Consider the following 15,492-nt stretch of genomic DNA (forward strand, 5'->3'; position numbering starts at 1 on the left):
TTCAGGACAGAGCGGCGGCGGCGGGCTCGGGCCGATCCATGCTCATCGACTGGAGCCGATACAGCGCGGCGTAGCGGCCGTCGAGTGCCACGAGATCGTCGTGGGTGCCGTGTTCGGCGACGCGGCCCTGATCCAGGTAGAGGATCTGGTGCGCGTTCGCGGCAAGGTCGAGGTCGTGGGTGATGAGCACCGTCGTGCGGCCCTTCGCGAGTCGACGCAGGGCGAGGATGACGTCCTGCCGGTTCTGCTCGTCGAGCCCCGTCGTGGGCTCGTCGAGGATGAGGATGGGGGCATTGCGGACGGCGGCTCGGGCGATGGCGATCCGCTGCCGCTGGCCGGCGGACAGCGTGACGCCGCGTTCACCCACCAGGGTGTCGTAACCTTCCTTCAGCTTCCCGATGAAGCCGTGGGCATTGGCGAGGCGAGCCGCCGCCTCGATCGCGGCATCGTCGGCCAGGGGATTACCGTAAGCGATGTTGTCCCGGACGCTCGATGCAAACAGCAGGTTATCCTGCAGCACGACGCCGATCTGCGTCCTGAGCGAGTGGAGCGTGTAGGCGCGGATGTCGTGCCCGTCGATCCCCACACGCCCTTCCGTCGGGTCGTAGAGACGAAGAAGGAGATTGGCGATGGTGGACTTCCCGGCGCCGGACGAGCCGACGAGCGCGAGGGTTTGCCCGGGCGGGATAGTCAGCGTAAACTGGTCGAGAATCGGCCGGCCCCCTTTTTCGTAGGCGAACGAGACCCGGTCGAACTGGATGGCTCCGCGCAGCGCCGGCGCCGGCTTCGCGCCCGGCGCATCCATGATATCGGGCTTCCGCTCGAGCAGTTCGATCACCCGTTCGCCGGCCGCCGTGGCCTTGGCCAGCCGACCGGTGTACTTGGCGAAATCCTGCATGGGTTTAAAGGCGGACTTGAGGTACGCCAGGAAGACGAGTAGGCCGCCGGCGGTCAACGAGCCGCGCATCACCAGCCACGCCCCGTACGCCAGCACGAGCGCCGTCGAGATCCCGATCATCACGGTCACCATGCTCTCGAGCCGCACCGCCAGCCGCTTGCCGCGCACGCCTTCTTTCATGCTGCCCGCATTCTGGCCAGTGAACGCCTTCGAAAAGGTGCCCTCCAACGACAGCGCCTGTACGACGCGGATCGCGCCGATCGACTCGGCGGCCGTCGAGGCCATATCGCCCTCCCGGTGCCGCTGGTCGCGGGATACTTGCTGGATCCGCTTGCTCAACCGAACCGTCGGCAGCCAGTAGAGGGGGATTGTGACGATGGATACGAGGGCGAGCTGCCAGTTCATCCAGAACATGAGGATCATCATCACAACCAGCACCAGGATGCTCGCGATGAGCGGCATGAGCGCCGTCACGGCCATATCCCGCAACATCCCGATATCGCTGATCACTCGAATCAGTAAGTCGCCGCTACGATTGCGGTCGTGGAACGAGGGAGACAGCAGCTGGATATGCCGGTACAGGGCGGCGCGCACGGCGGTGAGCACCCGGTTACCGACCAGCGAGAAGCCGACCTTGTAGACGTACTCGAAAAACGCGCGGGCGCTCATGGTGACGATGACCAGGCCGGCGGACATCGCCAGCAACTGGATCGGCGATGCGTTCTCCAGCCACGCATACAACGGCCCGGCCGCCGGATCCGGCGCCAACACATAGTCGAACACAAACTTGAGCGGCCAGGGCTCCAGCGCCTTGAAAAACACGGCGGCGAAGAGGCCGGCGAATGACCCCCATAGGAGCGTGCGGTGCTCGCGCAGATACGGCCCGAAGTGCCGCATCATGTGCATGAAGCCCGGAGCGGCGGCGCGAATTGATGTTGGACGTCCCATCAGGCAGCCACCCCGATCGATGCCACGTTGCTGAAGGCCAGACGGTGCATACGCTCGGCGGTGGCGGACCAGCTGTGCGACTTCAGGATCTTAAACCGGGCGTTGGCGCCCAGCCTGTACCGCAACGAGGCGTCGCGGTACAAGCGGACCAGCGCTACGGACAACGCCGTGGTGTCGCCCGGCTCGTACAACAAGCCGTCGACGCCGTGGTCGATGATCGTCCCGAGCTGTCCGTTGCGACTTCCCACGACGGCGCGGCCGGAGGCCATGTATTCGAACACCTTCAGGGGCGAGAAATAACACGTATCCATCTTCGGATACGGTGCCACGGCCACGTCCATGCTCGCGATGTACGCCGGCACGTCGGCCGGCGACACCGCGCCGGTGAACTCGGCCGCGTCGGTCAGGCCGCGCAACGCCAGGTCCTGTTCGAGCGCCGCTTGCTCCGGACCCGTGCCCACGATCAGCAACCGCGCGTTCGGCGCGGCCAGGCGGAGGACAGCGAAGGCATCGATCAGGTCGGGCAACCCGTGCCAGGGCTTTAGGGTGCCCACGAACCCCACGGTAAAGACCTCTTCGGCGGCCGGGCTGGCCGGCGCGACATCGGGCGTGAACCGGTCGGGGTCGACGCCGTTCGGGACCACGTGCACCCGCTCGGCCGGCGCGTTGGCGCCGATGAGATACTTCGCGACATCATCGGACACGGCGATCAGCGCGGAGGCCGAGCCAAACACATGCTGGGCGACCGTTTCCGCGCCGCGTCGGTCGATCAGCACCCGATGGGTCGCCTGCTCCTCGATGAGGGGCGCGTTCACTTCCAGCAATCCCGGGATGTGGTGGTTCGCGGCATGCGTCATGCCGGCGTGGCTCCACAACGAGTACCGCTCATACACCATGTCGAAAGGCCCCTGCCGCTCCAGCAGCATGAGAATTCGATCGTTCGCGGCCAGCGCATCCCGCTCACGGGCCGCCGTATCTGTCGATGCCAACGAAGGCAACGGCCACACCGTGACGCTCGTTAGTTCGGGCGGCGGCGTACCACCGATCCGCTGGGCGAATAACACGACGTCGTGGCCCTGCCGCACAAACGCGCGGATCACCTCCTGCACATGGATCGAACACCCTTTGGTGCCGAAAACGGGGACGCCGGGGTCAGCGCAAACATAGGCGATCCTCATGCCATCACCTCTTCCTGCATCTGGCTTTCCACTGCCTGTTCGAACAGGGACCGGATCTGAGCGGCGTTGCGGTGGATGTCGAACCGTTCTTCAATCAGCGTCCGGGCCGAACGGGCGAGGCGGACGCGATATGTCGCGTTGTTCAGTAGCCGCTGGATCGCATCGGCGAGTACGACGGGGTTGCTTTGCGGCACCATCACGCCCGTCTCGCGGTCGGTGATGACTTCCGGGATCCCCGTCACTTCGGTGGAGATACAGGGGACACCCAGCGCCATGGCTTCGAGGAGCACCGTTGGCAGACCGTCGCGGTTGCCGTCTTTGCCCACGATACACGGAGCGGCAAACACCGACGCGTTCTGCATCAGACGGATCACCTCGGGCATGGGGAGCGGGCCCAGCATCCGGACGAAGCCGCCGAGGCGCTTCGCCGCGATGCGTTGCTTGAGGGCGCCCTCCAGCTCGCCGCCGCCGGCGATGTGGCATTCGAATTCCAACCCTTCCGCCGCCAGCAGATCGCAGGCATCGATCAGGTCCTCGAATCCCTTTTTCTCGACGAGCCGGCCGACGGCCGCGACGATCGGCTTGCGGTCCGACGGATCGGCGTAGGGGAAGGTGGCGAGATCCAGTCCGTTGTAGATGCGGGCCACGCTATCCGCGTCGGCGCCGTAGCCCTCCCGCAGGAAGCGCAGGTTGAATTCGCTGACGGTGACCACGCCGGCCGCATCGCGCAACTTGCGGGTGAGGTCCGCCCGATCCACGCTTTCGTGGAAGATATCCTTCGCGTGCGCCGTGAACGTGAAGGAGATGCCGGCCATCAGCGCGGCCATGCGGGCGACCGACGTGGCGGAGGTGGCGAAGTGGGCATGCAGGTGCGTGATGCCCCGCTCGCGGGTCATACGAGCGAGCTGCAGCGCCTGAAAGACATCGCGGGGATCTTCTTTCTCGAACCGGGCCAGCATTCCTCCTACTTCGGGTTGCTTCGCGGACAACCGGCCGAGGGCGCTCCAGAGGTCGGCCATCTTGTGCGCCTCCTCCAGGTACGTCACCGGAGCGCGCACGAGCGAGATGGCGGCCTGAAAGTGTGTGTCGCACGGAGGCCGGAGCGAAAAGATCTCGAGGTCGAGCCCGGCGCGCTCGTGGGCCAGGATCTCATTGACGATAAACGTCTCGGAGTATCGCGGATATCGTTTAACGACATATCCGACGCGGGTAACGCTGCGATCAACGGTTTGATTATCAAACATGGAGCACCTCGGTCGCGGTCTGGAGGTTGGAAAGGGAGGGAGCCAGCAGGTCCAAGACGAGCCCGGGAAGTCGGTCGAGCCCGCTCATGTCCATGATCTCGCGCACGGGCGCGGTCGGGCGTACTTCGCAGCGGAACCAGGTAGAAATCGCCGCAGCGGTCGGATGAGCGGGGTCGAGGATGTCGAGCAGACCGAGCCGGCTGAAGGCCTCGGCGCGGATCATCTGCTCGCGGCGCGGTTCGATCCGCGGGAGGACGAGCGGACGCTTCCCCATCGAGATCATCTCCATGACGGTGTTGTAGCCGCCCATGCAAACGACCCGTTCGGCGCGTTGGTACAACACGGTGGGCTCGGGGTGGAAGCGCTCGATCTGGAGATGCGGACGGTCCGCGCAGAGCGCCTCCAGACGCGCCATCTCCGCCTTCGGCATGTGCGGGCCGGTCAGCACCAGGCCCGTGACGCCTTCGGGGAAGGTCGCGGTAGCAAAAAGTTCTGCCAGACGGAATCCATCCTGGCCGCCACCCACGGCACAAAGATAGAAGGGGCCGTCTGGCAGTTTCTGGTCGTGGCGAGGCCGGCTCTCGGAGCCGCCTTCCCAACGAATTTTGGGGTCGAGGTAGCCCGTGTAGAGGAGCCGGTCGACCATCGCCGCGGGGAAATTGTAGATCTCGTCCGAAGGGAATACGTAGGCGTCGCCGTAGACCCAGACGGCATCGTAGTATGCGGCCACGGCGCGGTAGTTATCCTCCTTCATCCATTCGCGCGCCACCACCTCGGGCTCGTCGAGTACATCGCGCAAACCCAGGACCACGCGCGTCGTCGTCTCGTTCTTCAGGTACTGCAACGCTGCGTCCAGTTCGCCCATCGTGCCCCGCGGCACTTTGTCGACGATCAACACGTCCGGGCGGAAAGCCTCAAGCGCCGTGCGCAGCGTCTGCGAGCGGAAAGAGACGAGGTCCTCCAGCGAGAGGTTGAAGCCGCGCGGTTTGTAGGCGCCGCCTTCCACCTTGTGAAAGGACGGCAGCGCGAGCGTGTCAACACCCGCCGGCAACTGGAACGCCGTCGCTTCCCGCGCCCCGGTGAGCATCAGGATGTCGACGCCCGGAAACGCAGCCACCAGCGCCTGAGCTATCAACAGATTGCGGCGCATGTGCCCGAGGCCGCACGTGTCGTGCGAGTACAGGGCGATCCGCCGGGGATGAGTCAGAGGAGAGAGGAACGACAAGGGATTAGCCTTTATAGTTAAGGGTGTCTCGCGGCATGCGCTCGTGTAGGCGGGCAGGGTCAGTACCGGTTGCATCATGGGTGGCTGCGCATCGCCGTGAGGGTTGTTATCAAATCGTTAACAGGCTTTTCCCAAAGGATGTACCACTTGGAAAGGTTTGGCGAGGGGAGAGGCCGCCGGATGAGACTTTGACGAGTGGATGGGCGGATAAACTCATTATTCTAATGACTTAGGAGACCTGCGATCTAGTCGTTTATTTTTGTTTGAACACGAATATTCCCGGCCGGCGGCGTTTCGTGTACAAATCCTGAACAACTGTCAGCATCAGAGCAGCCCCGACAGACGCTTCGAGATAACCCCGACGCCCGCGACCGAAAACCGGTGAGACAGGTGAGAAACACATCATCCCGGCGCCTGCACCGGGCTCCGGAGCTTCGCCCCACGGAGCCACGGCGCAAGGCCGGGATGGACATGATGAAAGAAATGAAGGATGGGCCCCGAGGAGTGCTCTCAGTTACGCCGGCGGATTGACCGCCGAATGGCGTCGTCGATATCGTTGCTGTCCGACTCGTTGAGCGGGCTCAGTTCTTCGCCTTCATCGCCCACGAACCAGCTATTGATATCGACCGTGAGTGCCACTTCCAGGCTGGTGTCGGGGGAGGAGACGACCAGGTCCGGGCTGAAGTCGATGCGCTGCTGGGCCGTCTTGCTGGACTTGTAGACAAACGGCTCGCCGTCGTACGTCCCCTTCACAACCACCGAAAACCGCTCGTTTCCGCTTGTCCCTTCCTTAAAGTCCGGGTCACTTACGGCTTCGTTGTCTTCGGGTTTGTGGATCTTGAACGAGACGTGTTCATACCGGCCGGCCGGAATAAAGCCTACAGAGACGACAACGGGTTCGTTGTTCAGATTCAGATTAACGATTACGCTGCCGGCCCGGAAGTCGAGCGAATCGGCATCGTCGCTGTGGAACTTGATCTGGTCCACGAGCAACTTGGCTTCCTGGATGACAATGGCCGCCTGCTTGGCCGCCGTCGGCGCGTATTCGGCCTGCATGGTGAGGCGCACTTCGGCGCCCTCTGTATCGTTCGCACCGCTGTCGCAGCCGGCAAACAAGAAGGCGAACAGGGCCACGATTAGGATGGATTTTGACATGATCGTATGGGCTATGGATGAATGCGGGTGGCTAATGAATCCGCTATCTCCAAACGATATGCCATAATCCAAACCGGAATCGAGACCGGGATCGACTATCGTACCTCGGTGGTTCATACCACACCAACCCTCATCGAATGGACATCGGTCTCACGGTATACGCACCCGAACGCGGCCTCTGGCGGGCCTGGCTGGCCGAACACTACCGGCACGCACCCGAGGTCTGGCTCGTCTTCCATGTAAAAGCCGCCGGCGTCCCGAACGTCTCCTACAACGACGCCGTCGAGGAAGCCCTCTGCTTTGGATGGATCGACAGCTTGCGTAAGCGCCTCGACGCCAACAGGCTCGCCCAGCGGTTCTCCCCCCGCCGGCCCAAGGTGGCCTATTCTCAGCCAAACAAGGAGCGCCTCCGCCGCATGATCTCCGCGGGACAGGTCACCGTGGAGGTGCGGCTTTCTGTCGAAGACCTCCTCGCCGAACCATTCGTTTTTCCACCCGACATCCTCGCCCGGCTTCAGGCTGACCCCGTGACGTGGGCCCACTTCAACCAGTTTTCCGAGGCGTACCGCCGCATCCGGGTGGCTTTTGTGGATGATGGAAGAAAGCGACCCGGAGAGTTTGAGAAACGATTGGATCACCTTCTCGAAAAAACACGACGCGGCAAGCCGTTCGGCCACGGGATCGAGTCGTATTATTGATGTGGACAGCTTTCACTGCGCCGACACCATGCCCCGTCAAGCCCGTCGTTTGCTTCGTTTCGCCGTCTGGGGTCTCCTCCTCGTGCTGGCCGGCTGGGCGGCCATCGCCTACCATCGGTTCACCGCCGCCCCCACCGAGCGGCTGGCCGAGGGAGCCCATTATCCTGACTTTCCGCCGGACGACCGCCTGCACTACCTCAGCCAGCCACTTGATCACACCGATCCCGGGGCCGGCCAGTTTGTCGGATTCTATCGGCTCAGTCCACACTTCTCCCCCAAAAACGGCGTCGTATTCGTGCTTACGGACGGACAGCAACCGCTCGTCGGCCCGGGCGACATACCGGACGTCTTAGCCGATAAAGTGGATGGCCTATCGTATATCGTGATGGGCCGGCGTGGCCACGACCCCACACTGTTTCCGGAGGTCTACCACCCCGACGGCTCGCTCGACCGTCGCGCAGCGGTAAACCTCTACGGCTCATGGCAACACGTCGAAGACATCGAACGCGTCCGCCAGGACGCGGCGCGGAAAGGGCTCCTGCCAGCCGACGGCAGGATCATGCTCTATGGCGGCTCGGGCGGCGGCGTCCTGGTTCAACAGTTCCTCGCCCGCTACGGAACGCAGGTCTCGCGTGCACTCATCGAAGTAACCGGCGCGCCTGACCTCGCACGAACCCACCACCTCGACACGTACTGCACGTTCGTAGCCACGACGCAGGAGCACGCTCCGGAGAGCCTGGACCGGCTCCAATCCGTCCTGCACGAGGGCCGCTTCAATCGGGCCTCGCTGCTGTTTATGCTGCAACGTATCCCCTACGACAGCCTGAATGCCCCCGCCATCCAACGGAACCTGATCGACGCACTCGCCGCCCGACGGTCGCTGCCCTACCTGCGACGCTGGATGAGCCCCTCCTCCAACCTCCCCCTGATCAGCACCCTGCTCTCTGTACCCTCAATGGATGCCGCGCGCGTCCGGATGTTCGAATTGCTGGGGGAAGGACTGCTGGCCTATCCCACGCCGGCCGATGTCCGTTCGCTCAACCTGATGTATGAGTGGACCGGGCCGCTGCTCGCGGACTTCCTCGATGACGCCCGCGCCGGCCGCCTCGATTCGCCCCGCTTCGATCTCGGTCAACATCGGTCTGACTTCACCGGACAGGTGCTCGTGATTGCCGCGGCCCGGGATCATGTGTACGGTACCGCGGAGGGCCGGCTACTCGCGGACGTCTATCCGAATGCCCGCCTGGCGATCTTTGATGATACCCACCGGATGCAACGCATGCCGGCGTTTTACCGGCAATTCCGGCAGACGTTTTTTACCGATGGCTTCGAAAGCGACGCGTTTCGGGCGCTGATGCAGGACCCGAATCAACTCAACCGTCCGACAGAAGAGCCGCCGCCGGCCATCCCCTAAAACCGACGCAGCAGATACAACGAAAGCCGATTCCCGCTGGTCAGATAGAGCATCGATCGACGGTCGAACGCGTAGTTGGCGCGGACCTGCGTCTGCCCGATGGCATACTCGAGCGCGGCTGTCGCCGATACGATGCGCTGGGGCTCCGTGAGGCGCTGCTCCCAGTACTGATAACCGGCCGACGCCCGCAGCCGCAGGCTCGCCAGTACTTCCCACGTCGCGATCCCGTTCAGCGCATAAAGCGACAGCCGGTCCGCCCCCTCCTCGACCCCGCGAACCACGCCTTCGATACTCAGGGTGGTGGACCGCCACGGCGGCAACCCGAGCGATACATTTGCCTCGGATGCCGTGTAGTCGATGTTCGTCGACTCCCGCTTTCGGTGGCTGAGCGTCATGCGAAGCATGCCGACCGGCAGCTTGCGCTGCATTCGGAACGAGGTGTTTTGCTGCTTGAAGTCGCCCGTGATCAGCCCCTCGCTCATCGATGTGGAACGACGGGAGCGGGTGTGCTGGGCGGAAATCCCGTCGATCCGAAGCCCCAGATCCAGGCTGCCTACGGTGCCGCGCTCCTCGGCGGCGATTTCGGGCCGAAACCGGTAGCTGACCAGGATGGCGTCCCCCGGCGCGACGCGGGAGCCGGCGAGGATCTCGATCTGCACGAGCGCACCCACGGCGATCAACCGATAGTCCAGACCTTCAATAAACAGTGTGGTCTCATCGCCGCTCAGGACGACCACGCTCGGCACCTCCACATCGGTCTGTTCCAGGATGACAAGACCGGTTGGATCCACCGTATACGATTCGCGGAGCACGGCCACGAAGCGGTCGCCGGCATCGTCGAGGTCCCGCCAGATAACGCCGATTGAACCGCCTCCCGAGAAATAGAGCCCGAGGGGCAGGTGCACCCCAAACCGAACCTGCGGGCCGGCGGAAGTCGCCGTCTGCATCCCCCCATCAAACCGGTTCATGCTCCGGCTGGCATCACCCCCGACACCCAGCCAGGGCCGGATGTCCGAGAACATCGCCCAGGTATACGCCTCGCCCGACGACATCCCGCCCAGGCCCTCGGTGTCGTACCGGTTCATGCCGAGTCGGGTGTAGGTGGAGGCTGTGTGCTGAAGGCGGACGTTTTCCGACCAGCTGGCGCGCTCGTACGGCAGCGTCCCGGTCCGATTCGTCCGTTGATACCGGCTCAGCAACTCGCTTCGCTTCCCCCAGCGTAGCGTGTGGTTCACGTGGAAGCTCTCGGCTCCAAAATCGTTTTCGTAGATCCGGTCGTCAAAGGCCGTGCGCTCGTAGGCGATGTCGATCTTCCGATTCGATGCCGCGGCTCGAAACGACTGCGTGGCATCCGATTGCTCGATCGGGGTTTGTGTCGGACCGACCTGGGTGATGTTGCGGTAGCTATTATCGGTGTACGACACCGTGATCGGAAGCAGCCGGTTCTGGATGTGGAGCGTCGGGCTGAACCGGATCGTCTCGAACTCGCCCTGTGTCCCAAACCCGCCCTGGCGCAGGCCGGCGGTTCGCGAATAGTGGGTCTGCAGCGACACCGGGCTCGACGCCAGTACGGTGGCGTCGGCCATGTAGGCCAGGTTGCGGGAGATGAGCGGGTTCGGCAGATCGGTCGATCGCTGCTGGGTGAAGGTCGGTTGGAACTCGAACCGGTAACGAACGAGCGACGGCCGGCCGATCGACCCATCAAAAGGCAGCACCACCCATTGCCGGAAGTTGTTCTGGGTGAACGAGCGATCCGTCAGGCCGGCATTGGTGCGCCAGTTGCCATCGTAGCTGGACCCCAGGCGGGTCTGCCGCGGAATCAGCCGCAGCACCTGAGCCGTCGCCGGCCGCGCCGGCACGCCGGCCAGCGCGGTCACGATAACCACCGCGGCAAGACGATATGTGGCGCCCCTGAACATCACGGAGCCGCTACTTCCACATGGCAGCGCTGGCAATTGCCGAAGCCAGCGGCAAAGGCGGTCTTCCCGTCGTGGCATTGCCCGCACGCCTCGCCGGCGCTGATCTGCGCCATCGTGATCGCGTTGGCGCCGGCCTTCGGCTCGAACAGACCCGTATGACAGACATTGCACGTGAACCGGATGCGATGCACCCAGTGCGGAAACACGGCCTCGGGCAGCGAGGCGTTCGAAACGAGGTGCTGCTCGATGGCCGAAGTATCCGTTGCCGCCGAGTCGGCCACAACAGGTGGGGCATCCACGCGCGTCATGTGGATCGTGCCGAGCAGATCCGGTTGCGCCCGATCCGGAGGTTGGGGCAACTCCTGATGACAGCGCTCACACCCCGTGATGGGAGGAAAAGCGACCTTCCCGTGGCATTCGCCGCAGAACTTGCCCTCGAACACGTCGGCCATCTGGATCTCGTTGTCCTGGTACTTAAAGATGGGCCCGTGGCATTGGGTACAGGCGACCCACTGGGTGTGGGCGGAGTGCGGGAAATAGGCATCGAACATCGACGCCGGCCCGGGGAAATAAAAATCAAACCCGAAGCGGAAGGGCGTCCCCACAAAGAGGCTGGCCGAATCGCCCGGGAGCGCCGTTCGAGGACGGATCGTGCCATCACGCAGCGCCTGCATCCAGTCGATGTTGCCGGCGTGATCCTTCGGCAGCATCAGGACGACACTATCGGCGACCAGGGTGGCCTCGATGGCCGGTCGCGGTCGGTCATCCAGCGGCGTCGCGAGGGGGGCTACCGCCAGCCGGCTGGGCGCCGGCGCGACCTGCCGCTCGGGCAGGTCGAACACCACCGAGAGCGCCTGCCGGCAGCCGGCAAGCGCAAGCACCCCGATGAATAGCAGCGGCCATACAAGCAAACCATCGTTGGCGGCCCGGGAAAAGAGAAAACGCATGGAATGACCTCGTTGGGTGGGAGGCGGAGCCTACTTGATGTGGCAGGTGAGGCACAGGCTGCTGCCGCTGTTGTTCACGCGGAGCAGGGGCGAGTTCGTGTTGTTGTGTGGGTTGTGGCAACTCGCGCACTGCACCTTCTCCCCGAGCGAGGTGGGGTCGACAAACAGCTTCACGCCAGCCGCCCGTACGGAGGCCACCGCATTAAAGGCCGGGTCCTGCGCCGGGTCATACACGACGGAGATCGGATGGTCGTTGCGCAGGTCGGTGTCCAGCAACGCATGGCTGCTCGCCGGCATGGTATTCGTCCCCGGAGTCGACCCCGGGACGCCGCCGGCGTACGAGTTCGGCGCGTTCACGACCACGTCGAGGCCGATCGTCCCGTCGTGGCAGCTGAGACAGGCCAGCGACGTACCGCTGGGCTGGGCGTCGACATTCATGTCGATCGTCGAGCTGTGGTTCGCGTCGTACATGTTGTACGTGGCCGACGAGAAGTTGCGGTTCCACAACGGCGCGCTGATGCTGCCGGTGTGCGGCGTGTGGCAATAGACGCACACCTCGCCGTAATCGACCAGGTTGTCGCCCACCGTGGGGTCGTTACCGCCGGAAAGCATCGAGAGGTTGTGCTTGGTGATCAGCACATTGTCCGTCTGTGCGGCAACGCCCTGTGGCAAAGCCAGAAGGACCGTCAGAGCGGCGAGCAGGCGCAGGTGTAGGGTAACAGAGTACGACGTCATACAGGTCGTCAGCTTGGGGTGAGCGGGTGTTAGCGATTAGCGCCGGATGTCGAGGAAGCATTCGACGGATCCCCGGCCGGCGCCTGGGAATCCGGGTGATACTGGTACATCTGGATCCGGCTGTTGTAGCGATCGGCCACATAGATCCGGTCGCTGGCGTCGATCGCCAGGCCCAGCGGAGGCCACAGCTGCCCGGGCCCACCGCCGATGGCGCCAAAGGAAAGCAACAGCTGCCCCTCGGCGTCAAAAATCTGCACATTGTTAAAGGCCGCGTCAGCTACGTAGACATGCCCTTCGGTACTGACGGCCAGGCCCTTTGGCCGGGCGAACGCGCCGGGGGCATCGCCCTGCCGGCCAAATGCGAAGCGAAATTCGCCCTCCCGGTCGAAGGCCTGCACGCGAAAGTTCATCCCGTCGGACACGTAGACGGTGCCATCCGGGCCGACGTCGATGAACGCAGGGTAGCGGAATTCACCCGGCCCGTTGCCGCGGTTGTCCGTCAGGTCGCTGGGCTCGCTCACCGGATGCCCCGGCGCGGCGCTGGCCAGCAGGGCGCGGCGCTCCTGCTTCTCTTCGATGCTCCCCTGGTCCCGTCCAATACGCCGCAGCAGCGTCCCATCTCCCGCAAAAACTACTACCTGATGCAGGTAGCTGTCGGCCACATAGATCCGGTCGCCGGCGGCCGAGACCGCGACATCCACCGGGTTTAGCAATACGCCCTGGCCGCCATACGCGCGGACGAAGTCACCCTGTGCCGTCAACGCGACCACGCGGCGTTGGACGGGGTCCGCCACGTACAGCAACCCCTGGTCGTCTCCGGAAAGCCCCATCGGCTTGACTAGTACGCCGGCGCCAGTCGGCGTCATCCTTTCGGCATCGCGGCGCTCGGGATGAAACCGCATCACGCTGCCCTGCATCCCGTTGGTGACATAGATGCTCCCGTCGATACCCACATGCACATCGAACGGCCGATGCACGAGGATATCCTCGCCGAGGTCCCCCCCGAACACCATGCGGCGCACCCGTTCTCCGAGGCTATGGGTGAAGCCGATGCTCTCCTGCGAGGTCAATTCCCCCTGGTACTGGATCCGAAGGGGGTCGGGAGGCAGGGGCCATACGGTTTCAGCGCCCGGCTCCAGGCCGGCGTTATAAGACAACGTGGACGCTGGGGCGGCGCACCCGGCCAACAGGCCAAGCAGGGCCAGGGTCAGTCCTGTCGCGCGTACAAGAATATGCACTGGAGTGGGTTCGTACATCGAGGCTACCAGTCGTGCGCCGTGCCTTCGCCCGGCTGGGTTCTGTGGCATACCAGGCAAAAGCTGTTTCCAGCGTTGTTGACGCGCAGAAACGGCCGGAAGCGCTGGCTGTGGGGTTCGTGGCAGGTCATACACTGCACTTTGCCGTCGTACAACGTCAGGCCGGCGGCCTCGATTTCGGCGGCCGTCCGGAAGCCGGCGTCGCGGCCGGGGTCGTACAGCACCGAGATCGGGTGGGTATCCCGGAGATCGTCCGGCCGAAACCAAACGCCCTCGAAGTCGATACCCCCCTTGGGATTTCCCCCGCTGTGGCAGCCCTCGCATTCGTCGATGGGTGTCCCTGAAGGACCTCGACCCGAGTAGGTGTTGGGGGTATTGAGGATCTCATCGACCCCTATCGTGCCGTCGTGGCAGGAGAGGCAGGAAAGTGAGTTGCCCGTGGGCTGCGGGTCCGCTATCATGTCCAGATCGTCGGGATCGAACATACGGTAGGGGCCAGAGGGGATGGGTCGGTTCCAGAGCGGGCGATCGACGCGGCCGCCGTGTGGAGCGTGGCAGTACACACACACCTCGCCGTAATCTTGAACGAGGCCGGCCATGTCGGAACTCGTGTTGCGGGCCGGAACGGTGAGGTTGTGGAACGTCTGGGTGACCACCGGCCCGGTTGGCCACTGTGCGCGAACCGGGACAACGCGCAGCGATGCACCGACAAACACGCCGACGGCGATCAGGAAGACCGCCTGAAAGAATATGAGCCTGGGGGCCGGGCCTGGCATTACATCCATGAATGGTAAACGAGTCGGTGCAATGCAGGCTTACAGGACTGCGTGTCGACCCCATTTTCCCAAAGGATGTGCCGTGATGAGAACTCCGTGAGAGAAAGCGTTAGCCAGAAAATAATCTGCCTGAACAGTGCACCAGACGCATCAATCGCCGCATCAAATCCACCCCCACGGATTCACCTGTCCAGATCGTGCACAGGTGTCTATTGGAAGACAGAACCGGGTGTCAGGGATTCGCTCACAGGATCACGCATAACGGATATGTCGGCCCCGGGTTCAGAACCGGATCGACAGCGCCACGCGGGTCTGGCCGGGCAACGGCACGAGCTGAATGCCCGCCACGGGCAACCCCGTCGAAGGCGCCTTCCAGACGAGCAACGCATCGACATAACTGAACGCCCAGACGCCGACGGCCGAGAGGAAGAGATTATTACGGACGACATGCCAGGTGTTGAAGGTCTGGTAACGGTCCTGGATAGCAGCGGGGAGCAAGGCGTCTTCATATCGTTGCTCGGCGCGTTGCCGCAGCACGGCCGCCGCCAGGGTACCTCCGGCCGTGGCGGACCACAACCCGATGAGCAGGGCGCCCTTACGGCGCTCGTTTTTGTAGAGCTGCCCCCATCCGGGCAGGACCATAGACCGCATGGTGGCGCTGGAGCGCGGGTCGTCGACGATCAAATAGCGCACGGCCGGCTCGGCCGCACCGGCGGCCGGCGTGTTCGCCATCTCCGCCAGCACCTCGTCAAACAGCGTCAGCAATTTCGGTGAGGCGTCGAGGGGATCAAGCTTCATTTCAGGCGTGATCTGGAGCGCAAACATGAGCTGCCGCCGCGCCCCGCTCCGGTCGTTCTCCGAAAAAAGCACCTTGGCGTAGTACGTATGCACATCCGTCAGCTGGTACGGACTGAACTGATCGAACGCGTCCAGCGCATGTTCGATATGGGTCTTCGCCGCGCCGAAATCGATCCGCTGGTAGGCCGTCCGAATGCTATCCAGCATCACCACCGGCGACGATTGCGCCGCGGCTTCCCTGTCGATCCCGGCAAGGAACGACACACACAGCAGAATCGGGAGGAAACGCATCCGCATTGTA

13 protein-coding genes are annotated in these 15,492 nt (G+C 63.7%); 2 read left to right on the plus strand and 11 right to left on the minus strand.

The genetic code is table 11. The annotated features are described in order from the left end of the window. Position 1: 1 nt before the first annotated feature. From SH809_03825 to SH809_03845, 5 genes are all read right to left on the minus strand, one after another. Positions 2–1,846, minus strand: a complete 1,845-nt coding sequence (locus tag SH809_03825; GenBank protein ID MDZ4698814.1) for an ABC transporter ATP-binding protein — start codon at positions 1,844–1,846, stop codon at positions 2–4. Further along, on the minus strand, positions 1,846–3,024 hold the full coding sequence (locus SH809_03830; GenBank protein ID MDZ4698815.1) for a glycosyltransferase family 4 protein: 1,179 nt from the start codon (positions 3,022–3,024) through the stop codon (positions 1,846–1,848). Before SH809_03830 ends, SH809_03825 begins: the two co-directional genes overlap by 1 nt. Continuing rightward, on the minus strand, positions 3,021–4,268 hold the full coding sequence (locus tag SH809_03835) for a glycosyltransferase (GenBank protein MDZ4698816.1): 1,248 nt from the start codon (positions 4,266–4,268) through the stop codon (positions 3,021–3,023). Before SH809_03835 ends, SH809_03830 begins: the two co-directional genes overlap by 4 nt. Beyond that, positions 4,261–5,493 (minus strand): hypothetical protein, encoded by a 1,233-nt coding sequence (locus SH809_03840; protein ID MDZ4698817.1) that lies wholly within the window; start codon positions 5,491–5,493, stop codon positions 4,261–4,263. Before SH809_03840 ends, SH809_03835 begins: the two co-directional genes overlap by 8 nt. Before the next feature lie 510 nt (positions 5,494–6,003). Continuing rightward, entirely contained in the window at positions 6,004–6,648 is a 645-nt protein-coding gene (locus SH809_03845; GenBank protein ID MDZ4698818.1) for a hypothetical protein, read from the minus strand. 137 nt (positions 6,649–6,785) lie between these two features. On the opposite strand from SH809_03845, the gene SH809_03850 reads away from it, so the two are divergent. Both SH809_03850 and SH809_03855 read left to right on the plus strand, forming a co-directional pair. After that, positions 6,786–7,346 carry a YdeI/OmpD-associated family protein gene (locus SH809_03850; GenBank protein MDZ4698819.1) on the plus strand — a complete coding sequence of 187 codons (561 nt, stop codon included), beginning with the start codon at positions 6,786–6,788 and terminating at the stop codon, positions 7,344–7,346. Between the two features lie 28 nt (positions 7,347–7,374). After that, positions 7,375–8,760 carry a hypothetical protein gene (locus SH809_03855; GenBank protein ID MDZ4698820.1) on the plus strand — a complete coding sequence of 462 codons (1,386 nt, stop codon included), beginning with the start codon at positions 7,375–7,377 and terminating at the stop codon, positions 8,758–8,760. On the opposite strand, the gene SH809_03860 is transcribed toward SH809_03855, so the two are convergent. The 6 genes from SH809_03860 to SH809_03885 all read right to left on the minus strand — a co-directional run bounded on the left by SH809_03860 (position 8,757) and on the right by SH809_03885 (position 15,482). Then, complete coding sequence (locus SH809_03860) at positions 8,757–10,646, minus strand: hypothetical protein (GenBank protein MDZ4698821.1); 1,890 nt, start codon at positions 10,644–10,646, stop codon at positions 8,757–8,759. The genes SH809_03855 and SH809_03860 overlap by 4 nt on opposite strands. 32 nt (positions 10,647–10,678) lie before the next feature. Continuing rightward, entirely contained in the window at positions 10,679–11,626 is a 948-nt protein-coding gene (locus SH809_03865) for a cytochrome c3 family protein (GenBank protein MDZ4698822.1), read from the minus strand. A gap of 30 nt (positions 11,627–11,656) precedes the next feature. Continuing rightward, positions 11,657–12,361 (minus strand): cytochrome c3 family protein, encoded by a 705-nt coding sequence (locus SH809_03870; GenBank protein ID MDZ4698823.1) that lies wholly within the window; start codon positions 12,359–12,361, stop codon positions 11,657–11,659. Between the two features lie 29 nt (positions 12,362–12,390). Then, the gene (locus SH809_03875) at positions 12,391–13,617 is read right to left on the minus strand and encodes a hypothetical protein (protein MDZ4698824.1); all 1,227 of its coding nucleotides are present in this window, start codon (positions 13,615–13,617) and stop codon (positions 12,391–12,393) included. 5 nt (positions 13,618–13,622) lie between these two features. After that, positions 13,623–14,402 (minus strand): cytochrome c3 family protein, encoded by a 780-nt coding sequence (locus SH809_03880; protein MDZ4698825.1) that lies wholly within the window; start codon positions 14,400–14,402, stop codon positions 13,623–13,625. Between the two features lie 273 nt (positions 14,403–14,675). After that, positions 14,676–15,482 carry a hypothetical protein gene (locus SH809_03885; protein MDZ4698826.1) on the minus strand — a complete coding sequence of 269 codons (807 nt, stop codon included), beginning with the start codon at positions 15,480–15,482 and terminating at the stop codon, positions 14,676–14,678. Positions 15,483–15,492 lie beyond the last annotated feature (10 nt).

The sequence above is a fragment of the Rhodothermales bacterium genome (assembly GCA_034439735.1).
Lineage (GTDB): Bacteria > Bacteroidota > Rhodothermia > Rhodothermales > JAHQVL01 > JAWKNW01.

Coding starts and splice junctions, on each gene's coding strand:
- SH809_03825 (MDZ4698814.1), bottom strand. CDS start 1,846: ATGGGACGTCCAACATCAATTCGCGCCGCCGCTCCGGGCTTCATGCAC.
- SH809_03830 (MDZ4698815.1), bottom strand. CDS start 3,024: ATGAGGATCGCCTATGTTTGCGCTGACCCCGGCGTCCCCGTTTTCGGC.
- SH809_03835 (MDZ4698816.1), bottom strand. CDS start 4,268: ATGTTTGATAATCAAACCGTTGATCGCAGCGTTACCCGCGTCGGATAT.
- SH809_03845 (MDZ4698818.1), bottom strand. CDS start 6,648: ATGTCAAAATCCATCCTAATCGTGGCCCTGTTCGCCTTCTTGTTTGCC.
- SH809_03850 (MDZ4698819.1), top strand. CDS start 6,786: ATGGACATCGGTCTCACGGTATACGCACCCGAACGCGGCCTCTGGCGG.
- SH809_03855 (MDZ4698820.1), top strand. CDS start 7,375: ATGCCCCGTCAAGCCCGTCGTTTGCTTCGTTTCGCCGTCTGGGGTCTC.
- SH809_03865 (MDZ4698822.1), bottom strand. CDS start 11,626: ATGCGTTTTCTCTTTTCCCGGGCCGCCAACGATGGTTTGCTTGTATGG.
- SH809_03870 (MDZ4698823.1), bottom strand. CDS start 12,361: ATGACGTCGTACTCTGTTACCCTACACCTGCGCCTGCTCGCCGCTCTG.
- SH809_03875 (MDZ4698824.1), bottom strand. CDS start 13,617: ATGTACGAACCCACTCCAGTGCATATTCTTGTACGCGCGACAGGACTG.
- SH809_03880 (MDZ4698825.1), bottom strand. CDS start 14,402: ATGGATGTAATGCCAGGCCCGGCCCCCAGGCTCATATTCTTTCAGGCG.
- SH809_03885 (MDZ4698826.1), bottom strand. CDS start 15,482: ATGCGTTTCCTCCCGATTCTGCTGTGTGTGTCGTTCCTTGCCGGGATC.